Origin of the sequence: Streptomyces sp. PH10-H1, from assembly GCF_030063355.1 — a bacterium.
Taxonomy (GTDB): Bacteria; Actinomycetota; Actinomycetes; order Streptomycetales; family Streptomycetaceae; genus Actinacidiphila.
The window spans coordinates 33573-50568 of sequence record NZ_JASISZ010000001.1 but is presented as its reverse complement, the minus strand read 5'-3'; the positions used below and the strand labels follow the sequence as shown (position 1 = coordinate 50568).

At 71.8% G+C, this 16996-nt stretch carries 10 protein-coding genes; 8 read left to right on the top strand and 2 right to left on the bottom strand.

The window, feature by feature from the left end; genetic code table 11:
* The first annotated feature begins 91 nt into the window (after nt 1-91).
* From QMK24_RS00215 to QMK24_RS00190, 6 genes are all read left to right on the top strand, one after another.
* Entirely contained in the window at nt 92-3016 is a 2925-nt protein-coding gene (locus QMK24_RS00215; RefSeq protein ID WP_283462922.1) for a phosphatidylglycerol lysyltransferase domain-containing protein, read from the top strand.
* Nucleotides 3017-3035: 19 nt separating this feature from the next.
* Nucleotides 3036-5819, top strand: a complete 2784-nt coding sequence (locus QMK24_RS00210) for a phosphatidylglycerol lysyltransferase domain-containing protein (protein WP_283462920.1) — start codon at nt 3036-3038, stop codon at nt 5817-5819.
* 242 nt (nt 5820-6061) lie between these two features.
* Nucleotides 6062-6700: a hypothetical protein gene (locus QMK24_RS00205; protein WP_283462917.1), complete on the top strand. Its 639-nt coding sequence runs from the start codon at nt 6062-6064 to the stop codon at nt 6698-6700.
* A gap of 280 nt (nt 6701-6980) precedes the next feature.
* Entirely contained in the window at nt 6981-10211 is a 3231-nt protein-coding gene (gene lysX, locus QMK24_RS00200; protein WP_283462915.1) for a bifunctional lysylphosphatidylglycerol synthetase/lysine--tRNA ligase LysX, read from the top strand.
* Nucleotides 10212-10504: 293 nt separating this feature from the next.
* Nucleotides 10505-11350: a polysaccharide deacetylase family protein gene (locus QMK24_RS00195; protein ID WP_283462913.1), complete on the top strand. Its 846-nt coding sequence runs from the start codon at nt 10505-10507 to the stop codon at nt 11348-11350.
* A gap of 127 nt (nt 11351-11477) precedes the next feature.
* The gene (locus tag QMK24_RS00190) at nt 11478-11906 is read left to right on the top strand and encodes an OsmC family peroxiredoxin (RefSeq protein ID WP_283462910.1); all 429 of its coding nucleotides are present in this window, start codon (nt 11478-11480) and stop codon (nt 11904-11906) included.
* Between the two features lie 28 nt (nt 11907-11934).
* On the opposite strand, the gene QMK24_RS00185 is transcribed toward QMK24_RS00190, so the two are convergent.
* Together QMK24_RS00185 and QMK24_RS00180 are read right to left on the bottom strand one after the other, a co-directional pair.
* On the bottom strand, nt 11935-13188 hold the full coding sequence (locus QMK24_RS00185; RefSeq protein ID WP_283462908.1) for a M6 family metalloprotease domain-containing protein: 1254 nt from the start codon (nt 13186-13188) through the stop codon (nt 11935-11937).
* A gap of 4 nt (nt 13189-13192) precedes the next feature.
* Entirely contained in the window at nt 13193-14401 is a 1209-nt protein-coding gene (locus QMK24_RS00180) for a M6 family metalloprotease domain-containing protein (RefSeq protein WP_283463119.1), read from the bottom strand.
* A gap of 301 nt (nt 14402-14702) precedes the next feature.
* Between QMK24_RS00180 and QMK24_RS00175 the strand changes: the two genes are divergently transcribed.
* Both QMK24_RS00175 and QMK24_RS00170 read left to right on the top strand, forming a co-directional pair.
* Complete coding sequence (locus tag QMK24_RS00175; RefSeq protein WP_502962467.1) at nt 14703-16478, top strand: putative bifunctional diguanylate cyclase/phosphodiesterase; 1776 nt, start codon at nt 14703-14705, stop codon at nt 16476-16478.
* 110 nt (nt 16479-16588) lie between these two features.
* Nucleotides 16589-16987, top strand: a complete 399-nt coding sequence (locus QMK24_RS00170) for a peptidoglycan-binding domain-containing protein (RefSeq protein ID WP_283462906.1) — start codon at nt 16589-16591, stop codon at nt 16985-16987.
* Nucleotides 16988-16996 lie beyond the last annotated feature (9 nt).

Here is a 16996-nt window from a genome sequence, read left to right as displayed (position 1 = left end):
GGGGGCGCACCACTGGCAGGCGTATGCAGCATGTCCTAGTTTAGGTATTTCTGATGGCATTTATGAATCCATGAGTCGCCAGGGAGGCCGCGTGCGACAGCCGCTGGCCATGACCGGGCCGATGGACTGGTCGCTGACCTCCGGCGCCGTGCCCTGGATCGTGCTGGCGGCCGGCCTCGTATCGCTCGGCTGGCTGCTCGTGGTGCGGCGCCGCTCCTGGTGGACCCTCACCGTCCCGCTGATCGCGCTGGGCACCGCCGTCGCCGTCTTCGTCGTGCAGTACCTGGAGGACAACTCCTGGCGGCTGATCGCCGACGAGCTGCCGCTCAACGTCCTGGTGTGGATCGGGATCGGACTGTTCGGCGTCGCCCTGGCCGTGGCTCGCTGCTTCTACGCCGGCCGCTGGCGGGTCCGGCTGGCCGCGCTGCTGGCGGGCCTGCTCGTCCTGCTCGCCGCGTGCTCGGAGGTGAACCGCGTCTACGACCAGTACCCCCGGCTCCGGACCCTGGTGACCGCGCTGACCCGCCGGAGCACCGACCTGAAGACCGCCGCCGGCGGTGGCAAGGAGACCACCGCCGTCCGCACACCGGCCGGCGGCACCTTGGAATCGGCGTGGAAGCCGCCACCGGGCATGCCCGACAAGGGGTCGCTGTCGAAGGTGCGGATCCCCGGCACCGTCTCCGGCTTCTCCGCTCGCGACGCCTGGGTCTATCTGCCGCCCGCCTACCGGACCAGTCCGCGCGCACTGCTTCCCGTCATCGTCCTCATGCCGGGGCAGCCCGGCTCGCCGCAGGACTGGCTGGACTCCGGCCAGCTGGCCGACACCATGGACGCCTACGCCGCCAGGCACCACGGCCTGGCGCCGGTCGCGGTCTCCGTCGACACTCTCGGCTCGCCGCTGAACAACACCATCTGCGCGGACACCAAGCGCGGCAAGGTGCACACCTATCTCACCCAGGACGTGCCGGCCTGGATCAAGGCCAACCTCCAGGTCGCCGGTGCGCCCACGTCGTGGGCCGCGGGCGGCTACTCGCTCGGCGGCACCTGCTCGCTGCAACTGGCCGTCACCGCCCCCGCGCTCTTCGGGTCGTTCATCGACATCTCCGGCCAGCGCGAGCCGACCCTGGGCGACCACCGGCGCACCGTCAACGAACTGTTCGGCGGGAGCACGGCCGCCTACGGCGCCATCAGCCCGTTGAAGATCATGCAGACCAGGCCGTTCCCGGCCACCAACGGCCTGTTCATCTCGCCGGACGCGCTCGGCCCGCTGGCCACCTTCCGCGACCGGCTCGTCACCTCGCACCCGGGCGCAAACGAGATCCGTGACGCCTGCGCCGCATCGGTGAAGGACTGCCACCAGATCCACGCCGAGGAGCGCTTCTACCACTCCCCCGCGATCCTGATGACCGTCATGCCCGCGCTGCTGCTGCTCGTGCTGGCCGAAGGACTGCGGCGCGGACGGCGGCTGGCCTGGACCCTGGCCATCGTGATCAACCTCGCGCTGATGGCGATCGTCCTCTACGAGTTGCTGGACTTCCTCGGCTCGCTCGACCTCAGCACCCCGGAGGGCCGGTCCGACCGGAACTGGGTGATCCGCGCCTGCGTCGAGCAGCTGCTGCTGCCCGCCGCCTCGGTCGTCCTGCTGCTGGTCACCCGGGCCCGGTTCCAGCTGAAGCTGCCGCGCGCCACGGTGCGCAGGGTCACTGCCGTCGTCGGCGGCAGCGTGCTGGCCGCCGGCGCCGCCTACGTAGGCGTCGGCTACGCGATCCGCGGCCAGTTCTTCCCCGGTGCCACCTTCCCCTCGCTGTGCCGCGGGCTCCTCTCCGTCTTCCTGCCGCCCATCAACAGCAACCTCGCCAGCCAGGGCCCCATCCCGGTCGGTTCAGGCGCCAACTGGCTGTACGAGTACTGCGGCCTGGTCCCCTGGCTGATCGGGCTGATCGTCCTGCTGGTGGTCTTCCGCGGCACCCGGCTGCGGGTCTCGGACGAGCAGGCGGAGCAGGCCCGTGCCATCCTCACCGCGCACGGCGGCTCCACGCTCTCGTATCTCTCCACCTGGGAGGGCAACCACTACTGGACCTCCCCCGCCGGCCACGCGGGCGTGGCCTACCGGGTGCTGTCCACCATCGCGCTGACCACCGGCGACCCGTTCGGGGAGCCTTCGGCCCGGCCGCGTGCGGTGGCCGAGTTCGGCGCCTTCTGCGACGCGCGCGGCTGGACGCCGTGCCTCTACAGCGTCACCGAGGAGTCCCGGCGGGCCGCCGAGGCGCTCGGCTGGAAGTCCCTGCAGGTCGCCGAGGAAACCGTCGTCCCGCTCGCGGAACTGGAGTTCAAGGGCAAGAAGTGGCAGGACGTCCGCACCGCGCTCAACAAGGTGGGCAAGGCCGGGATCACCGCCGAGTGGTGGCACTTCCCGGACGCGCCGCTGGCGCTCACCGAGCAGATCCGGTCGATCTCCGAGGAGTGGGTCGCCGACAAGGGCCTGCCCGAGATGGGCTTCACCCTCGGCGGCCTCGACGAGCTCGACGACCCCGAGGTCCGCTGCCTGATCGCGGTGGACGCCGACCGGACCATCCGCGGGATCACCAGCTGGATGCCGGTCTACCGGGACGGGAAGCCGGTGGGCTGGACCCTGGACTTCATGCGGCGCCGGTCCGCCGGCTTCCGCGGCGTCATGGAGTTCCTGATCGCCTCGGTGGCCCTCGGACTGAAGGAGGAGGGTGCGGAGTTCATCAGTCTGTCCGGGGCGCCGATGGCCCGGATGGACCGCGGCGAGGCCCCCGATCCGCTCCAGCGGCTGGTGGACATGTCGGGACGGCTACTGGAACCGGTGTACGGTTTCCGTTCATTGCTCGCGTTCAAGGCAAAATTCCAGCCCGAGTACCACCCTATGTACATGTGTTACCCGGATCCGGCCGCCCTTCCGACCATCACCCGCGCCATCGGCAAGGCGTATCTTCCGCACCTGACGGCCGCCCAGGGCGTACGGCTGGTCCGCCAGCTGTCCGGCTCCTGAACCGCTCTGAGGGGGCGCCATGTGGGACTGGCTGGTCGACGCCTACCGGACACGGATCGTCGCCAACGGGCGCGAACCGCTCTTTCTGCTGCTCGTCGGGCTGATCGGCTCGTTCCTCTTCATCCGCTTCAGCGTGCGGATGATCCGGCGCGGGGTGAGCTGGTGGCCGGGGAACGTCAAACCGGGCGGGCTGCACATCCACCATGTCGTCTTCGGCCAGGCCATGATGCTCATCGGCGGCATCGGGTCCTTCACGGTCCGCGGCGGGCCCGTCGCGCACAATCTGCTGGCCGTGCTGTTCGGCATCGGCTGCGGGCTGGTGCTCGACGAGTTCGCCCTCGTCCTGCATCTGGAGGACGTCTACTGGAGCGAGCAGGGCCGCAAGTCCGTGGACGCGGTGATCCTCGCCGTCGCGGTGATCGGTCTGCTGCTCATCGGGGAGGCCCCGCTGGGCGGCTTCGAAGGCGCGGTCAACGGCGCGCAGATCGGTGTCGCGGCGGCGCTGCTGGGTTTCGTGGTCATCTGCCTGATCAAGGGCAAGGTGTGGACCGGGCTGATCGGCGTGATGCTGCCGCCGGTCGCGATCATCGGCGCCCTGCGGCTGGCCCGCCCGTCCAGCCCCTGGTCCCGCTGGCGCTACCACTCCCGGCCCCGGCGGCTGGCCCGTTCGGAGCGCCGCGAGGAGCGCGTCCACCGGCGGCTGGTCGCGTTCAAGACCACTCTGATCGACGCGGTCGCGGGCGCCCCGCATCTGAAGCCGAAGTCCGAGGCGGCCGCCGTGCCCCGCCCGACGGTCGTGGTCATCCCGCCGTCCCGTATCGAGGTGTGGCTGCGGCCGCTGCAGGAGCCGGGCGCGGCGATCGCCGTCTGGTATCTGCGGGCCGCCGCCGTGTTCAATGTGCTGACCGGGCTGATCGCACCGTTCCGCGACCGGGTGCACAGGGCCACCAGCGGGGAGTTCTTCACCGCCTTCCTACTGAGCCCGGGCTTCACCGGCGCCGTCCTGGCCTTCCTGCTCGCGGTGACACTGCGCCGCCGCAAGCGCGCGGCCTGGATCGTCGCCGTCACGCTGGTCTGCGGATACGCGGCCCTGTGCGCGCTGGTGATGGTCCTGCTCCCCGAGGCCCGCACCCATCCCTTCAACTGGGCGTCCGGCGCCCTCACCCTGGTGCTGGCGCTCGCCCTGCTGGTGTCCCGGCCGGCCTTCAACGTGCGCGGCGAGCGCGGCAACGTGGCCCTCGGGCTGGTGTCGCTCCTGATCGGCAGCGTGGTCGCGATGGGCCTGGGCACCGTGCTCGTCCACGCGACCGACGCCCCGCCGCCGCCGAGCTGGGGCGCCTGTCTGCGGTACGCGGTGCTGCGGGTGCTCACCGTCTCCAGCCTGTTCGACCTGCCGGAGATCACCGTGCCCGGCTGGACCGACCTGGCCATCAACCTCCTGAGCGTCACCCTGATGCTGATGGTGCTGCTCGCCTTCTTCCGCTCCCCGCGCGGCCGCGCCCGGCTCCAGCCGGAGGACGAACAGCGGCTGCGCGCGCTGCTCGCCGAGCACGGCGAGCGCGATTCGATCGGGTACTTCGCGCTGCGCCGCGACAAGTCGGTGAGCTGGTCGGCGAGCGGCCGGGCCGCCGTGCTGTACCGGGTGGTCAACGGCGTCGCGCTGGCCTCCGGCGACCCGGTCGGCGTCCGCGAGGACTGGCCGGAGGCGATCGGCGGCTGGCTGGCCAACGCCCGGAAGCACGCCTGGATCCCGGCGGTGACCGGGGCCGGCGCGGTCGCGGGGAAGGTCTACGAACACGCCGGCCTCAAATCGCTGGACTTCGGCGACGAGGCGGTCGTCGACGTCGCCGCGTTCGCCGGGACGTACCTCTCGGCGACGCCCGACCAGAAGGGCGGAGCGGAGGGCAGAGCGGAGGGTGAGACGGACGGCGACGGGGCCGGAGCGGCGGGCGGCGGGACGGACGGCGCAGGGGACCACGGGACGGACAGCGCCGCGCTGCGCCCGCTGCGCGAGGCCCACGGGCTGATCCGCGACGCCGGCTACACCGCCGTCGTGCGCCGCCACCGCGACATCCCCGGCGACGAGATGGCCGACCTGGCCCACCTCGCCGACGCCTGGCGGCGGCACGCCGGCGAGCGCGGCTTCTCGGTGGCCCTGGGCCGGCTGGGCGACCCCGCTGACGGCGAGTGCGTCATGGTGGAGTGCCGCGATCCGCAGGGGCGTACGTCGGCCCTGCTGAGCTTCGTGCCGTGGGGACGCCGCGGCCTCTGCCTCGACCTGATGCGGCGCGACCGCGAATCCGGCAGCGCACTGATCGACTATCTCGTCACCGAACTGCTGCTGCTGGCCGACGCGGCCGCAGAGCCCGTCCGCGGCATCGAACGGGTGTCCCTCAACTTCGCGGTCTTCCGCTCCGTGTTCGAGGAGGACGGGAAGGTGGGCGCGGGCCCGCTGCTGCGGCTGTGGCGCAAGGTCCTCAAGCTGCTGTCGCGCCGCTGGCACCTGGAGGCGCGCTATCGCTCGTACGCCGCCTACCTGCCGCAGTGGCTCCCGCGCCATCTGCTGTACGAACGTTCCGCCGAGCTGCCCCGTATCGCCGCCGCCACCGCGATGGCCGAGGGCTTCCTGACGGCGCCGCGGCTGCCACGGCTGGGCCGGGCGGCGTACCCGGCGGGCACGGGTTCCGTGGCGCCGGGTTCCGTGGCGTCGGGTGCTTCGGCGGCGGGTGCGGCGTCCGGTGCTGCGTCAGGGGCTGCGGCGCCCGATTCCGCACCGACGGATTCCCGGCCCCGCCGGCCCTGAGGCGGGGCGGACCCGCGTCACCCGCTCGGCGGCAGCCGGTCATCCGTCCGCCGCGTACTCCGGCCACCTTCCTGACCTGCGCCTGTCGCGCCGGCGGGCCGTCGGCCTGCGGTCCGTCCGGCGTAATTCTGACGAGTCGTCAGCAGGCGCGGGGAGCGCCCTCCGGATGTCCTCGGAGTGGGGGCGCGGTTCCTGTCTACAGCATGGGACACCGCCCGTGTCCGCGTCCCGGGAGATACACGATGCGTGCACATCACCTACTCGCCGGTCTCGCCGGCTCCGCTCTCGCCGCGGTCATGACGCTGAGCGCCGTGGGCGCGGCAGGAGCCACGGGCACGGCGCCCGTGGTGCCGGTCTCACCGGTCTCACCGGTCTCACCGGTGTCGCCGGCCACGCCCGCCGTGCCGGTCACGCCCGTAGTGCCGGCGGTACCCGCGGTGCCCCTCACCAACCCCATCGTCGTCCAGCCGAACCCGGTCGCCCCGGGCGGCCAGTTCTCCGTGTTCGACGGCGGCAACTGCACCGGCAGCACGGGCGTGGCCACGTTCAAGACCGGCACAGGCGGCTCGGACATCCCCTCGGTCACCCTCAACATGCTCAGCAACCAGGTCGGCGGCGTCGGCACGGTCCCAGAGGGGACGGCGCCCGGCGCGTACGAGGTCTCGGTGGTCTGCCAGAAGGACGACACCAACGAGGGCCCGTTCGCCGGCACCCTCACGGTCTCGGCCACGGCCACGGCCACGGCCCCCAAGGGCGCCGTCCGGACCGGCCTCGGTGGCGGCATCGGAGTGAACGCCTCCGAGACCGCACTCGGCGCGGCCCTGGTAGCCGCCGCCCTGGCCGGCACCAAGCTACTAACCCGCCGCCGCCACCACCACTGACCTGCCGCCGGCACCCCCGCTCCGCGGCCAGCCGTACTGCTGCCCTCAAACGCCGGGCGGGCTGGATGTTTGGCTCAGGCGCCGGCCGGGCTGAATCTGGCGTCGAGCGTCAGCAGGGGCTGATCTTCAGCCCGGCCGGCGCTTGAGGCCACACCCAACCCGGCCGACGTCGAGGCCAGCAATTCAGCCCGGCCGGCGCTTGAGGCCACACCCAGCCCGCCCGGCGCTTGAGGGCGAGGCGCCCGGTTGCGGAAAGTGGGGGCTCGGACAGCATGGTCGTATGGAGGAACCACGCTGGAAGCGCTCGGTACCGGAGTGGTTCGGGGAGTTCTTCGCCTCCTTGGCCCTCTTCTGCGCCGTCCTGGCCGTCGTCGGCCCCCTCCACCGCCTCTTCGAGCCTGTCCGGCGGTGGGTGGAGATCCTCACCGTGCCGGCGTCGGCGAACCTGGCGTATGCGGCGTTCCTGATGCTGCTGGCCGGAGCGCTGGCCGCGCGGAAGCGGGTGGCGTACTGGATCGTCGTGGTGCTCCTCGGGCTGACGGTCCTGGCCAACGTGCTGCTGAGCTTCTTCTCCGAGTGGAGCGCCATCCCGGCGCTGGTGATCACCGGCGCGGCGCTCACGGCGCTGGTGATGGCGCGCGGCGAGTTCTCGGCGCGGGTGCGCAAGGGCGCGTTCTGGCGGGCGCTGCTGGTGCTGTTCACGGGCCTGGTGTTCGGTGTGCTGGCCGGCTGGGCGCTGCTGTCGGTGTTCCCGGGTTCCGTGACCGGAACGAACCGGCTGCGGTGGGCGGTCAACCGGGTGGTCGGCGGGGTCAACGATCTGCCGGAGGGGATCGGTCATCCGCCCTTCTGGACCAACTTCTGGCTCGGTCTGTTCGGCGCGCTGGCGCTGCTGGCCGCCGCCGCCGCGCTGTTCCGCTCGCAGAAGGTCGAGGCGGCGCTGCACGGCGACGACGAGCCGCGGATCCGCGCCCTGCTGGCGATGTACGGGGAGCAGGACTCGCTCGGCTACTTCGCCACCCGGCGCGACAAGTCGGTGATCTTCTCCCCCAGCGGGAAGGCCGCCGTCACCTTCCGCGTCGAGGTGGGCGTCTGTCTGGCCAGCGGTGACCCGCTGGGCGACATGGAGGCGTGGGGACCCGCCATCGAGGCATGGCTGGAGCACGCGGCCAAGTACGGCTGGGTGCCGGCGGTGATGGGCGCGGGCGAGGAGGGCGCGAAGGCGTACTCGCGGGCCGGGCTCGGCGCTCTGGAGCTGGGTGACGAGGCGGTGCTGGAGGTCGGGGAGTTCGATCTCGAGGGCCGCGAGATGCGGGGAACCCGACAGGCCGTGAACCGGGTGCGGCGCACCGGTGCGACGAGCCGGATCCGCCGCCACAGCGAGCTGTCGCAGGAGGAGCTGGACGAGGTCGTCCAGCGGGCGGACGACTGGCGCGACACCGACAACGAACGCGGCTTCTCCATGGCGCTCGGCCGGCTCGGCGACCCGGCCGACGGAGACTGCCTGCTCGTGGAGGCGCTGGACGGGGCGGGCCGGGTCGTGGCGCTGCTGTCGTTCGCGCCCTGGGGCCGGGCCGGGGTGTCGCTGGACGTGATGCGGCGCGATCCCGCCGCGCCCAACGGGATCATGGAATTCATGGTGACAGAGCTGTCCGCGCAGTCGCCCCGGCTGGGCATCCGGCGGATCTCGCTGAACTTCGCGGTCTTCCGCTCGGTCTTCGAGGAGGGTGCCAGGATCGGCGCCGGTCCTGTGCTGCGGCTGTGGCGGCGGCTGCTGCTGTTCTTCTCCCGGTGGTGGCAGCTGGAGGCCCTGTACCGGTCGAACGTGAAGTACCAGCCCGAGTGGTATCCGCGCTTCCTGTGCTACTCCGAGGCGAAGGACATGGCCCGGATCGGTCTGGCGTCCGGTATCGCCGAGGGTTTCGTGGAACTGCCGCGGCTGCGCTTCTGGCGGGAGCGGCGCTACTCGCAGCCCTCGGCCGCCGCGGGCGTGGGCGCGGCCACCTTCATCCCCCTGGAGCATCTGGCGGCCGACGCGGCGGCACAGCCGGGCCCCGCCGCCGGCTCCGTGCCTCCCGAGCAGGTACGGGTGCGGCTGCGGAAGCTGGAGCGGCTGCGGGACGAGGAGACCGATCCGTATCCGCCCGGCGGCGAGCCGACCCACACGCTGGCCGATGCGGGGGTGGCGCCCACCGGCACCGAGGTGCGGGTGGCCGGACGGGTGCTGCGGCTGCGCGACCACGGCGGGGTGGTGTTCGTGACGCTGCGGGACTGGTCGGGCGACCTGCAGATCATGCTGAGCCGCGACCGGTTCACCGCCGCGAGGATGAGTGCGTTCGGCTCCGATGTCGATCTGGGCGATCTGCTGGGCATCGAGGCCACGATGGGCGCGAGCCGGTCCGGTGACGTGACCGCCGACGCGTCCGCCTGGCGGCTGAACGCCAAGTGCCTCCACCCGCTGCCCGACAAGCGCCGCGGTCTGACCGACCCGGAGGCCAGGGTCCGGCAGCGCTACCTCGACCTGGTGGTCCGCCCCGAGGCCCGCGAGGTGCTGCGGGCTCGCAGCGCCGCCGTCCACGCGGTGCGCGGGTCGCTGGTGGCCCGCGGCTATCTGGAGGTCGAGACGCCGATGCTGCAGCCGGTGCACGGCGGCGCGAACGCCCGCCCGTTCACCACCCACATCAACGCCTACGACCTGGACCTGTATCTGCGCATCGCCCCCGAGCTGTATCTCAAGCGGCTGTGCGTCGGCGGGGTGGAGAAGGTCTTCGAACTCGGCCGCACCTTCCGCAACGAGGGCGTCTCGTACAAGCACAACCCCGAGTTCACGATGCTGGAGGCGTACGAGGCGTACGGCGACTACGACACGATGCTGAACCTGACCCGCGAGCTGATCCAGGAGGCCGCCACCGCCGCCAACGGCTCGCAGATCGCCCGCCGGGAGGGCGCGGAGATCGATCTGTCCGGGCTGTGGCCGGTGAAGACCCTGAATGAGGCGATCTCGCAGGCGCTCGGCGAGGAGATCTCCGCCGACACCCCGGCCGAGACCCTGCGGCGGTTCTGCGACCGTGCGGGAGTGCCGCACTCCCCCGGCGACGGGCGCGGTGACCTGGTCCTGGAGATGTACGAGCGGCTGGTCGAGGAGCACACCACCGTCCCGACCTTCTACAAGGACTTCCCGCTGGACGTCTCCCCGCTCACCCGGCAGCACCGCGGCGATCCCCGGCTCGCGGAGCGCTGGGACCTGGTCGCCTTCGGCGCCGAGCTGGGCACCGCCTATACGGAGCTGACCGACCCGGTCGAGCAGCGCCGCCGCCTCACGGAGCAGTCGCTGCTCGCGGCGGGCGGCGACGCCGAGGCGATGGAGCTGGACGAGGACTTCCTGACGGCCCTGGAGTACGCGATGCCGCCGACCGGCGGCCTGGGGATCGGCATCGACCGGATGGTGATGTTCCTTACGGGCCGGTCGATCCGCGAGACCCTGCCCTTCCCCCTGGTCCGCCGCCGCTGAGCTGCGGATTTCCGGCCAAAAGGGGACTTTCGGCCTGCCCGTTAATGGCCGAACGGCCGAGGGCAGCCGCCGGCGACTGCGCTTACGGTGGAAGGACAGGGCGTACGAAGGGGGCCCGCCGCGGGCCGGCCCCCTTCGGAGTCACGAGTGGGTCGCTCTACCAATGAGCTACGGCCCCGTGAGTGGAGCCGGCTGGACTCGAACCAACTTCTCCCCACTCTTCAAAGATCATAACAATCGCCTCAATTTACGCAATTTGGACAGCCGAGTACGGAACTGACGGAGGTACGACCGTGGCGCTGAGCAGCGCGAAGAAGACGACCGCCGCCGCCCTGGGGGTGACGCTCGCCGGAGCCGCCCTGGCGGCGTGCGGCGGCCAGCAGGCCGCCCGGACGGCGCCCTCCTCCACGCCATCGCCGGCCCCTTCATCCGCCACGGTGCCCGCCCAGACCCGGACGAGCACACCGCCCGCCTCGATCGCGTCCTCCGCTGCCACACCGCCCTCCGACGGCGCCCCCGGCGGCACCTCCACCACCAGCCGGGAGATACAGCACGGTCTGGAGGACGGCGGCAAGTCCGTGGCCCTGACCTTCGACGACGGTCCCGACCCGCGCTGGACGCCGCAGATCCTGGCCCTGCTCGCGCAGCACCACGCGAAGGCCACCTTCTGCGAGATCGGCCCGAACGCCCAGGCGCACCCCGCCGTGGTCAAGCAGATCACCGCGGCCGGGCACCGGTTGTGCGACCACTCGGTGCACCATGACGAGCACCAGAGCACCAAGTCGCTCGACTACAACACCCACGAGATCCTGGACGCGCGCAAGGAGATCACCGACGCCGCGGGCCCCGGCACTGAGGTCCCGTACTACCGCGCGCCGGGCGGCGACTTCAAGCCGTGGATACGGGAGATAGCCGCCGTCCACGGTATGCGCCCGCTGGGCTGGACCTCCGACTCCGACGACTGGAAGCGCACCGGGACGGCCGACATCCTGCACCACATCAACGCCAACCTCAGGCCGGGCGCGATCGTGCTGATGCACGACGGCGGCGGCGACCGCTCCCAGACCGTCCAGGCGCTCGCGAAGCTGCTCGACCAGCTCGACGCCCAGCACTACACGTACAGCTTCCCCGGGCGCTGACCCTTCCCGCGCGCAAATCCCTCCCGCGCCCCGATCCTCCCCGCGCGCCGGCCTTTCCCGGCCGCGGGCCCGGTGGCGCGGTAGCGTGCAAGAGGCGACTCCCGCCCACTCTTGGAGGCTTGTGACCATGGCAACCACCCGCACCGCGACGACCCAGTGGAAGGGCGCGCTCATCGGCGGCGCCGGCACCGTGTCCCTGGACACCTCAGGGGTCGGCAGCTACGAGGTCTCCTGGCCCTCGCGCGCCGAGGCGGCCAACGGCAAGACGAGCCCCGAGGAGCTCATCGCGGCCGCGCACTCGTCCTGCTACTCGATGGCGTTCTCGGCCGGCCTCGCGAAAGCGGGCACCCCGCCCGAGACGATCCAGACGCGGGCCGACGTCACCTTCCAGCCGGGCGAGGGCATCACCGGCATCGTGCTGTCCGTCCAGGCCCGCGTACCCGGCACCACCGCCGAGGCGTTCCAGGCGGCGGCGCAGGACGCGAAGGCGAACTGCCCGGTCAGCAAGGCACTCGCCGCGGTGAACATCACCCTGAAGGCGGAACTCCTCGCCTGACGGCTGCGGCTGTTCCCGGCGGTCCGGGTCAGCGTCGGCTGACCCGGACCTCCCACTCCCCCGTGCGGGTGCGTCCCAGGACCTTGACCTTCAGGCCCGACGCCGGATCGGCGTAGTCCTCGCCGACCTGGAAGGGCGCGTCGTTGAGGGAGTTGAAGGAGCCGCTGCTGAAGTCGCAGGCGCTGGTGCCCGGATGGGCATCGCGCACGGTGACCGGGCCGGCTCCGGAGTCGATGTCGGTACGCACCTGGTAGACCAGCACGCCTTCGCGGCACGCCTCCCGGTCGTTGCCCGACGCCTGCCGGGCCTCGATCACATAGGCGCGGGTCCGCCCGTACGGGACGACGACGGCCTTGCGGCCGCCCGGCAGCGAGACGGCCCGCAGCGCGTACGTCCAGTCGCCGCGTACGGCGGCGCAGGCGATCTGTGTGTCGTCCAGCCAGCCGAGCCGCCATTTGTGCCAGGCGAGCAGATCGCCGCCCAGGCCCCAGTCCAGGGACATGCTGTCCCACTGGCCGACGAGGGTGTCGGTGTGCTGGAAGTCGTCGGCGGCGTAGAGGTCGGGCAGGCCGAAGGCGTGGCCGTTCTCATGGCCGAGGACCCGGGAGCCGGACTGGTCGTGACCATAGATCAGCGAGACCCGGTCGAGCCGCGCGCCGTCGTCGGTGGTGGCGGCCGAGGCGCCGGTCCAGGTGACCGACAGGACGGCCTCGTCCGCGGGCGGGCCCGCGTTCGGGGTGACCAGGATGTTGACGAGGTCGTAGCCGCGGAAGTCGATGCTGTGGTCGGCGACCGCGAGCAGGTCGCGCATCATCGCGGTGTGCGCGTCCCAGCCGTAGCCGCGGCCGATCCCGTAGGACGAGAAGGGCCGCGGCATGCGGAGGTAGCGCAGCACGGGCGTCGACTCGTAGCGCAGCTTCCCGTAGGAGCCGCGGGCGAACCACTGCTGGACAGCGGGGAAGAACTCCGCGTACCGCTCCCGGGCGCTGTAGGGCGCCGGCGCGTCGGAGAAGTCGATGAAGAGGGTCAGCGCCCGCACCCGGCCGGTCGACGGGGCGAACTCGCTGCCCACCCCTCGCGCGGCGTGGTCGGGGAAGCCCTCGGACATCGCGGTCCCCGGCGTCGCCCGCAGCGCGCACGGCCGGGCGGCCGTCGGCGGAGAGTACGCCGCGATCGGCCCGGGGGCGGCCGTGCTGGCCGCCGCGAGCAGCGCGACCGCCCCGACGGCGGCGGCCTTGAGCCCCAGGCCGGGTATGCGGGGTATTCGCCCGTCCGCTGCCATGGCGCTATCCCCGGCTGACCTTGACGGCCCAGGATCCGTCCGAGGAGCGGGCGGCGACCGTCACGCGCACCAGGCCCGCGTCGTACGCGTACGACTCGCCGGCGCTCAACGGCGCGTCGGCCAGCGGCGGGTAGGCGGAGCCTTTCTGACAGGCCGACGTGCCGGGATGGCCGTCGAGGACGTCGACCGGGCCGTCGCCGGACTCGACGCCGGACCGCACCTCGTAGAGCAGTACGCCCTCACGGCACAGGGTGGCGTCATTGCCGAGGGCGGCGCGCGCCTCGATGGCGAGCGCGGTGCGGGGCCCGGTGCGGACGACCACGAGCTTGGTGCCGCCCGCGGTCTCCAGGGGTTGCAGTACGTGCCAGGTGGTGCCGGTCCTGGACACGCAGTGCACCTGACGGTCCTCCAGCCATCCGAACCGCCACTTGTGCCACGCGAACGGTTCGGGAGCGAGCCCGAACTGACTGCCCATGAGGTCCCAGTCGCCGACATGGGTGTCCCAGTCCGCGTCGCTGCCCGGGGCCGGCCGGGAGTACAGGTCCGGCAGGTCGAAGACATGGCCGGTCTCGTGCGCCAGCACGTTGCGGTCCGGCGGGTGCCGTTCGAACACGGTGACCAGCCGCCGCAGATCCGTGCCGTCGGCGCGCAGCGGGGTGGCGAGGTTGACGACCTTGGTGGCGTCCGCATCGACTCCGGGGGCGTCCGGGTCCGCGACGAGATAGACGAGGTCGTACGCGGAGAAGTCCACCGCGGCGTCGGCGGCGTCGATCGCGTCCCGCAGGTACTGCGTCCGCTTGCCCGGGTCCCAGTCGCGCCGGATCCCGTAGTCGGTGGAGTTCCGCGGCATCGTGAACCAGCGGTCGACCGGGTGCGAGCGCAGCTGGAACTGCCCGTACGAGGCGCGGTCGTAGAAGCGCGAGGTGGCCGGGAAGTGGTCGGCCGCGACGCTCGCCGGGGTCAGCAGCGGCACGGCATCGGGGAAGGACAGGAAGATCATCACCGCGTCGAGGGCCCCGCGCGGCCGGGGGTACTCGGCGTTCCAGGCGTCCACGCCTTCGGAGTGGTGGGCCGCGGTGCGCGGCAGGGCGCAGTCCCCGCCGGGTGCGGTGGCCGCCGCGCTGGGTCCCGCGACGAGCGTCCAGGCGACGACGGCGGCGAAGACACTCGCCGCCGCCACCACCGATCGCAGCGATCGCCGCCGCGCCCGCATGAGGATGCCTGACCGCCGCACATGGACCTCCGGGGAGGATTCGTGAGCCCGTTCGGGGCACTCACACCACGTTGCTATGAATTGCGTAGATATGCCCTGTTGAGTTGCTCCGCATGGGGTGATTCCGGCATTACTACTGTGAGTAATGGACTATGCGAATCGGTCAGTTGGCCCCCGCAATCGTGCAGAAACGATCAATCCGTCAGCCTGCGCGCCAAGAATCACCACGACGGCGCTGGAACAGCTGCGCCGCCAGCGCCTATGATCGCCACCGAGAGCAGCGCGACACGGGGAGCGGGCAATGGGCGGACCCTCGGGCGGCCCCAGCGCCGAACCCGACATCACACCGGTAATGCTCACGCAGAGTCATGACGTGCCTCCGGAGGCCGGCGGCCCCACGGCCGGCGAACCGCCCAACTACCGCGCCGCCTTCGCCATGGCCCGGCTGCCCATGGCGCTGGTCGACCGCGAGGGCTGCGTACTGGCGGCCAACGAGGCGCTCGGCGCGCTCCTCGGCACCGGTTCCGCCCGGTTCGCGGCCCGCGTCGCCGCCGGTCTGCTGGGCCTGGCCGAGGACGACCCCGCTCGCGCCGCCTTCCGCGAGGTGCTCACCGGCCGCCGCGACCAACTGCGCTGCACCCGCCTCGTCAAACGCCGCGACGGCACTACCCTGTGGGCCGAGTTGACGCTGTCCGGCACCGGCGGCACCGCGCTGCTGTCCGTCGAGGACATCGGCGAACGCCACAGCCTGCGCGAACAGCTCCGTCATCTGCAGATGCACGACCCGGTCACCCGGCTGCCCAACCGCGCGCTGTTCTTCGAGCGGCTGTCCGCCGCCCTCGACATCGCCGGCAGCAGAACCGGCCGGATCGGCCTGTGCTATCTCGACCTCGACGGCTTCAAGGCCATCAACGACACCCTCGGCCACCGGATCGGCGACCAGCTGCTCGCCGCCGTCGCCCAGCGGCTGCAGACCTGCGCCGAGCCCGGCGGCAATCTGGTCGCCCGGCTCGGCGGCGATGAATTCGCCCTGCTCGTACGGGACTCGACCGGCACGGGACAGGCCACCAAGCTGGCCGAGTCCGTACTCACCGCGCTGCAGCGGCCGTTCGACGTGGACGGGCAGCGGCTCGCCGTGTCGGCGAGCATCGGAGTCGTCGAACGCGAGGCGGCCGGCAGCTCCGCCACCGGCCTGATGCAGGCCGCCGACACGACGCTCTACTGGGCCAAGGCCGACGGAAAGGCCCGCTGGACCCTCTTCGACCCCGAGCGCAACGCCCACCGCATGACCCGGCAGGCGCTGACCAGCACACTGCGACAGGCCGTCGAGCGCGGCGAGTTCGTCCTGGACTACCAGCCGCTCGTCGCCCTGGACAACGGCATCGTGCGCGGTGTCGAGGCCCTCGTACGCTGGCAGCACCCGCACTTCGGGCGGCTCGCGCCGGACCGTTTCATCGGTCTCGCCGAGGAGAACGGCTCCATCGTCCAGCTCGGCCGCTGGGTCCTTGCCGAATCGTGCCGCCAGGCGCGGGCCTGGCAGAAGGACCACCCCGACGACCCGCTCTTCATCAGCGTCAATGTCGCCGTCCGCCAGGTCTGGGACTCCGACCTGGTCGCCGATGTCGCCGCCATCCTGGAGGAGACCGGGCTGCCGCCCGAGCTGCTGCAGCTGGAGCTCACCGAATCCGCCGTCATGGGCTCGGCCGGCCGGCCGCTCCAGGCGCTGCACGCGCTGAGCGAGATGGGCGTACGCATCGCCATCGACGACTTCGGCACCGGCTACTCCAACCTGGCCTATATGAGCCGGCTGCCCGTCTCCGCCCTCAAGCTCGACGGCTCCTTCGTCCAGGGCTTCCGCTCGGCGGAACACCCCAACCCCGCGGACGAGACCATCGTCGAGGCCCTGGTGGAGCTCGCCCACCGCCTCGGCCTCACCGTCACCGCCGAATGCGTCGAGAATGCGGAGCAGGCCGAGCGGCTGCGCCGTATCGGCTGCGACACCGGCCAGGGCTGGCACTACTCCCGGCCCGTCGCGCCGGACTCGATCTCGGCGCTGCTGGCCGCCCAGCGCCCCTGACGCCGCCCGCCCGCCGCGGTTGACCGCCGATTAGGCGCGCGTTAGCGGCGCGTTGGTGTGCCCTCACAGATTCCTCCCTGGAAGAGCTCGTCGAAGGGGAAGACACCAGGATGCTGAAGAAGATCGTCACCAGGGCAGCCGTTGTGGCGGCCGCCGCCGCGCTCACGTTCGGCGCCGCGGTCGGCACGGCCAACGCCAACACCGACCCCCGGCTCGGCTACGTCGGTGACAACCAGGCGAACAACACCCACGCGGTGTGGTGTGTGCAGAAGATGTTCAACGACTGGCGCACCATGTACTACAACGACCACTGGGCGGTCGCCCAGGACGGCATATGGGGCCCACACACGAGGGAGGCCCTCGAGGCCTTCCAGGGCTCCGTCTGGAACTGGGGCGACGTGCCCAAGGTCGACGGGATCGTCGGCCCCACCACGGGGACCCAGCTCATCGAGCACAGCGGCTCGGGCTACGCCCCGTACTGCAACACGTATCTGCCCACGAACCACTGAACGGCATGC

Bases quoted from the DNA above. Each gene is read 5' to 3' on its own strand.
- QMK24_RS00170 (WP_283462906.1), top strand. From the start codon at position 16,589: ATGCTGAAGAAGATCGTCACCAGGGCAGCCGTTGTGGCGGCCGCCGCC.
- QMK24_RS00175 (WP_502962467.1), top strand. From the start codon at position 14,703: ATGGGCGGACCCTCGGGCGGCCCCAGCGCCGAACCCGACATCACACCG.
- QMK24_RS00190 (WP_283462910.1), top strand. From the start codon at position 11,478: ATGGCAACCACCCGCACCGCGACGACCCAGTGGAAGGGCGCGCTCATC.
- QMK24_RS00185 (WP_283462908.1), bottom strand. From the start codon at position 13,188: ATGGCAGCGGACGGGCGAATACCCCGCATACCCGGCCTGGGGCTCAAG.
- lysX (WP_283462915.1), top strand. From the start codon at position 6,981: ATGGAGGAACCACGCTGGAAGCGCTCGGTACCGGAGTGGTTCGGGGAG.
- QMK24_RS00180 (WP_283463119.1), bottom strand. From the start codon at position 14,401: ATGCGGGCGCGGCGGCGATCGCTGCGATCGGTGGTGGCGGCGGCGAGT.
- QMK24_RS00205 (WP_283462917.1), top strand. From the start codon at position 6,062: ATGCGTGCACATCACCTACTCGCCGGTCTCGCCGGCTCCGCTCTCGCC.
- QMK24_RS00210 (WP_283462920.1), top strand. From the start codon at position 3,036: ATGTGGGACTGGCTGGTCGACGCCTACCGGACACGGATCGTCGCCAAC.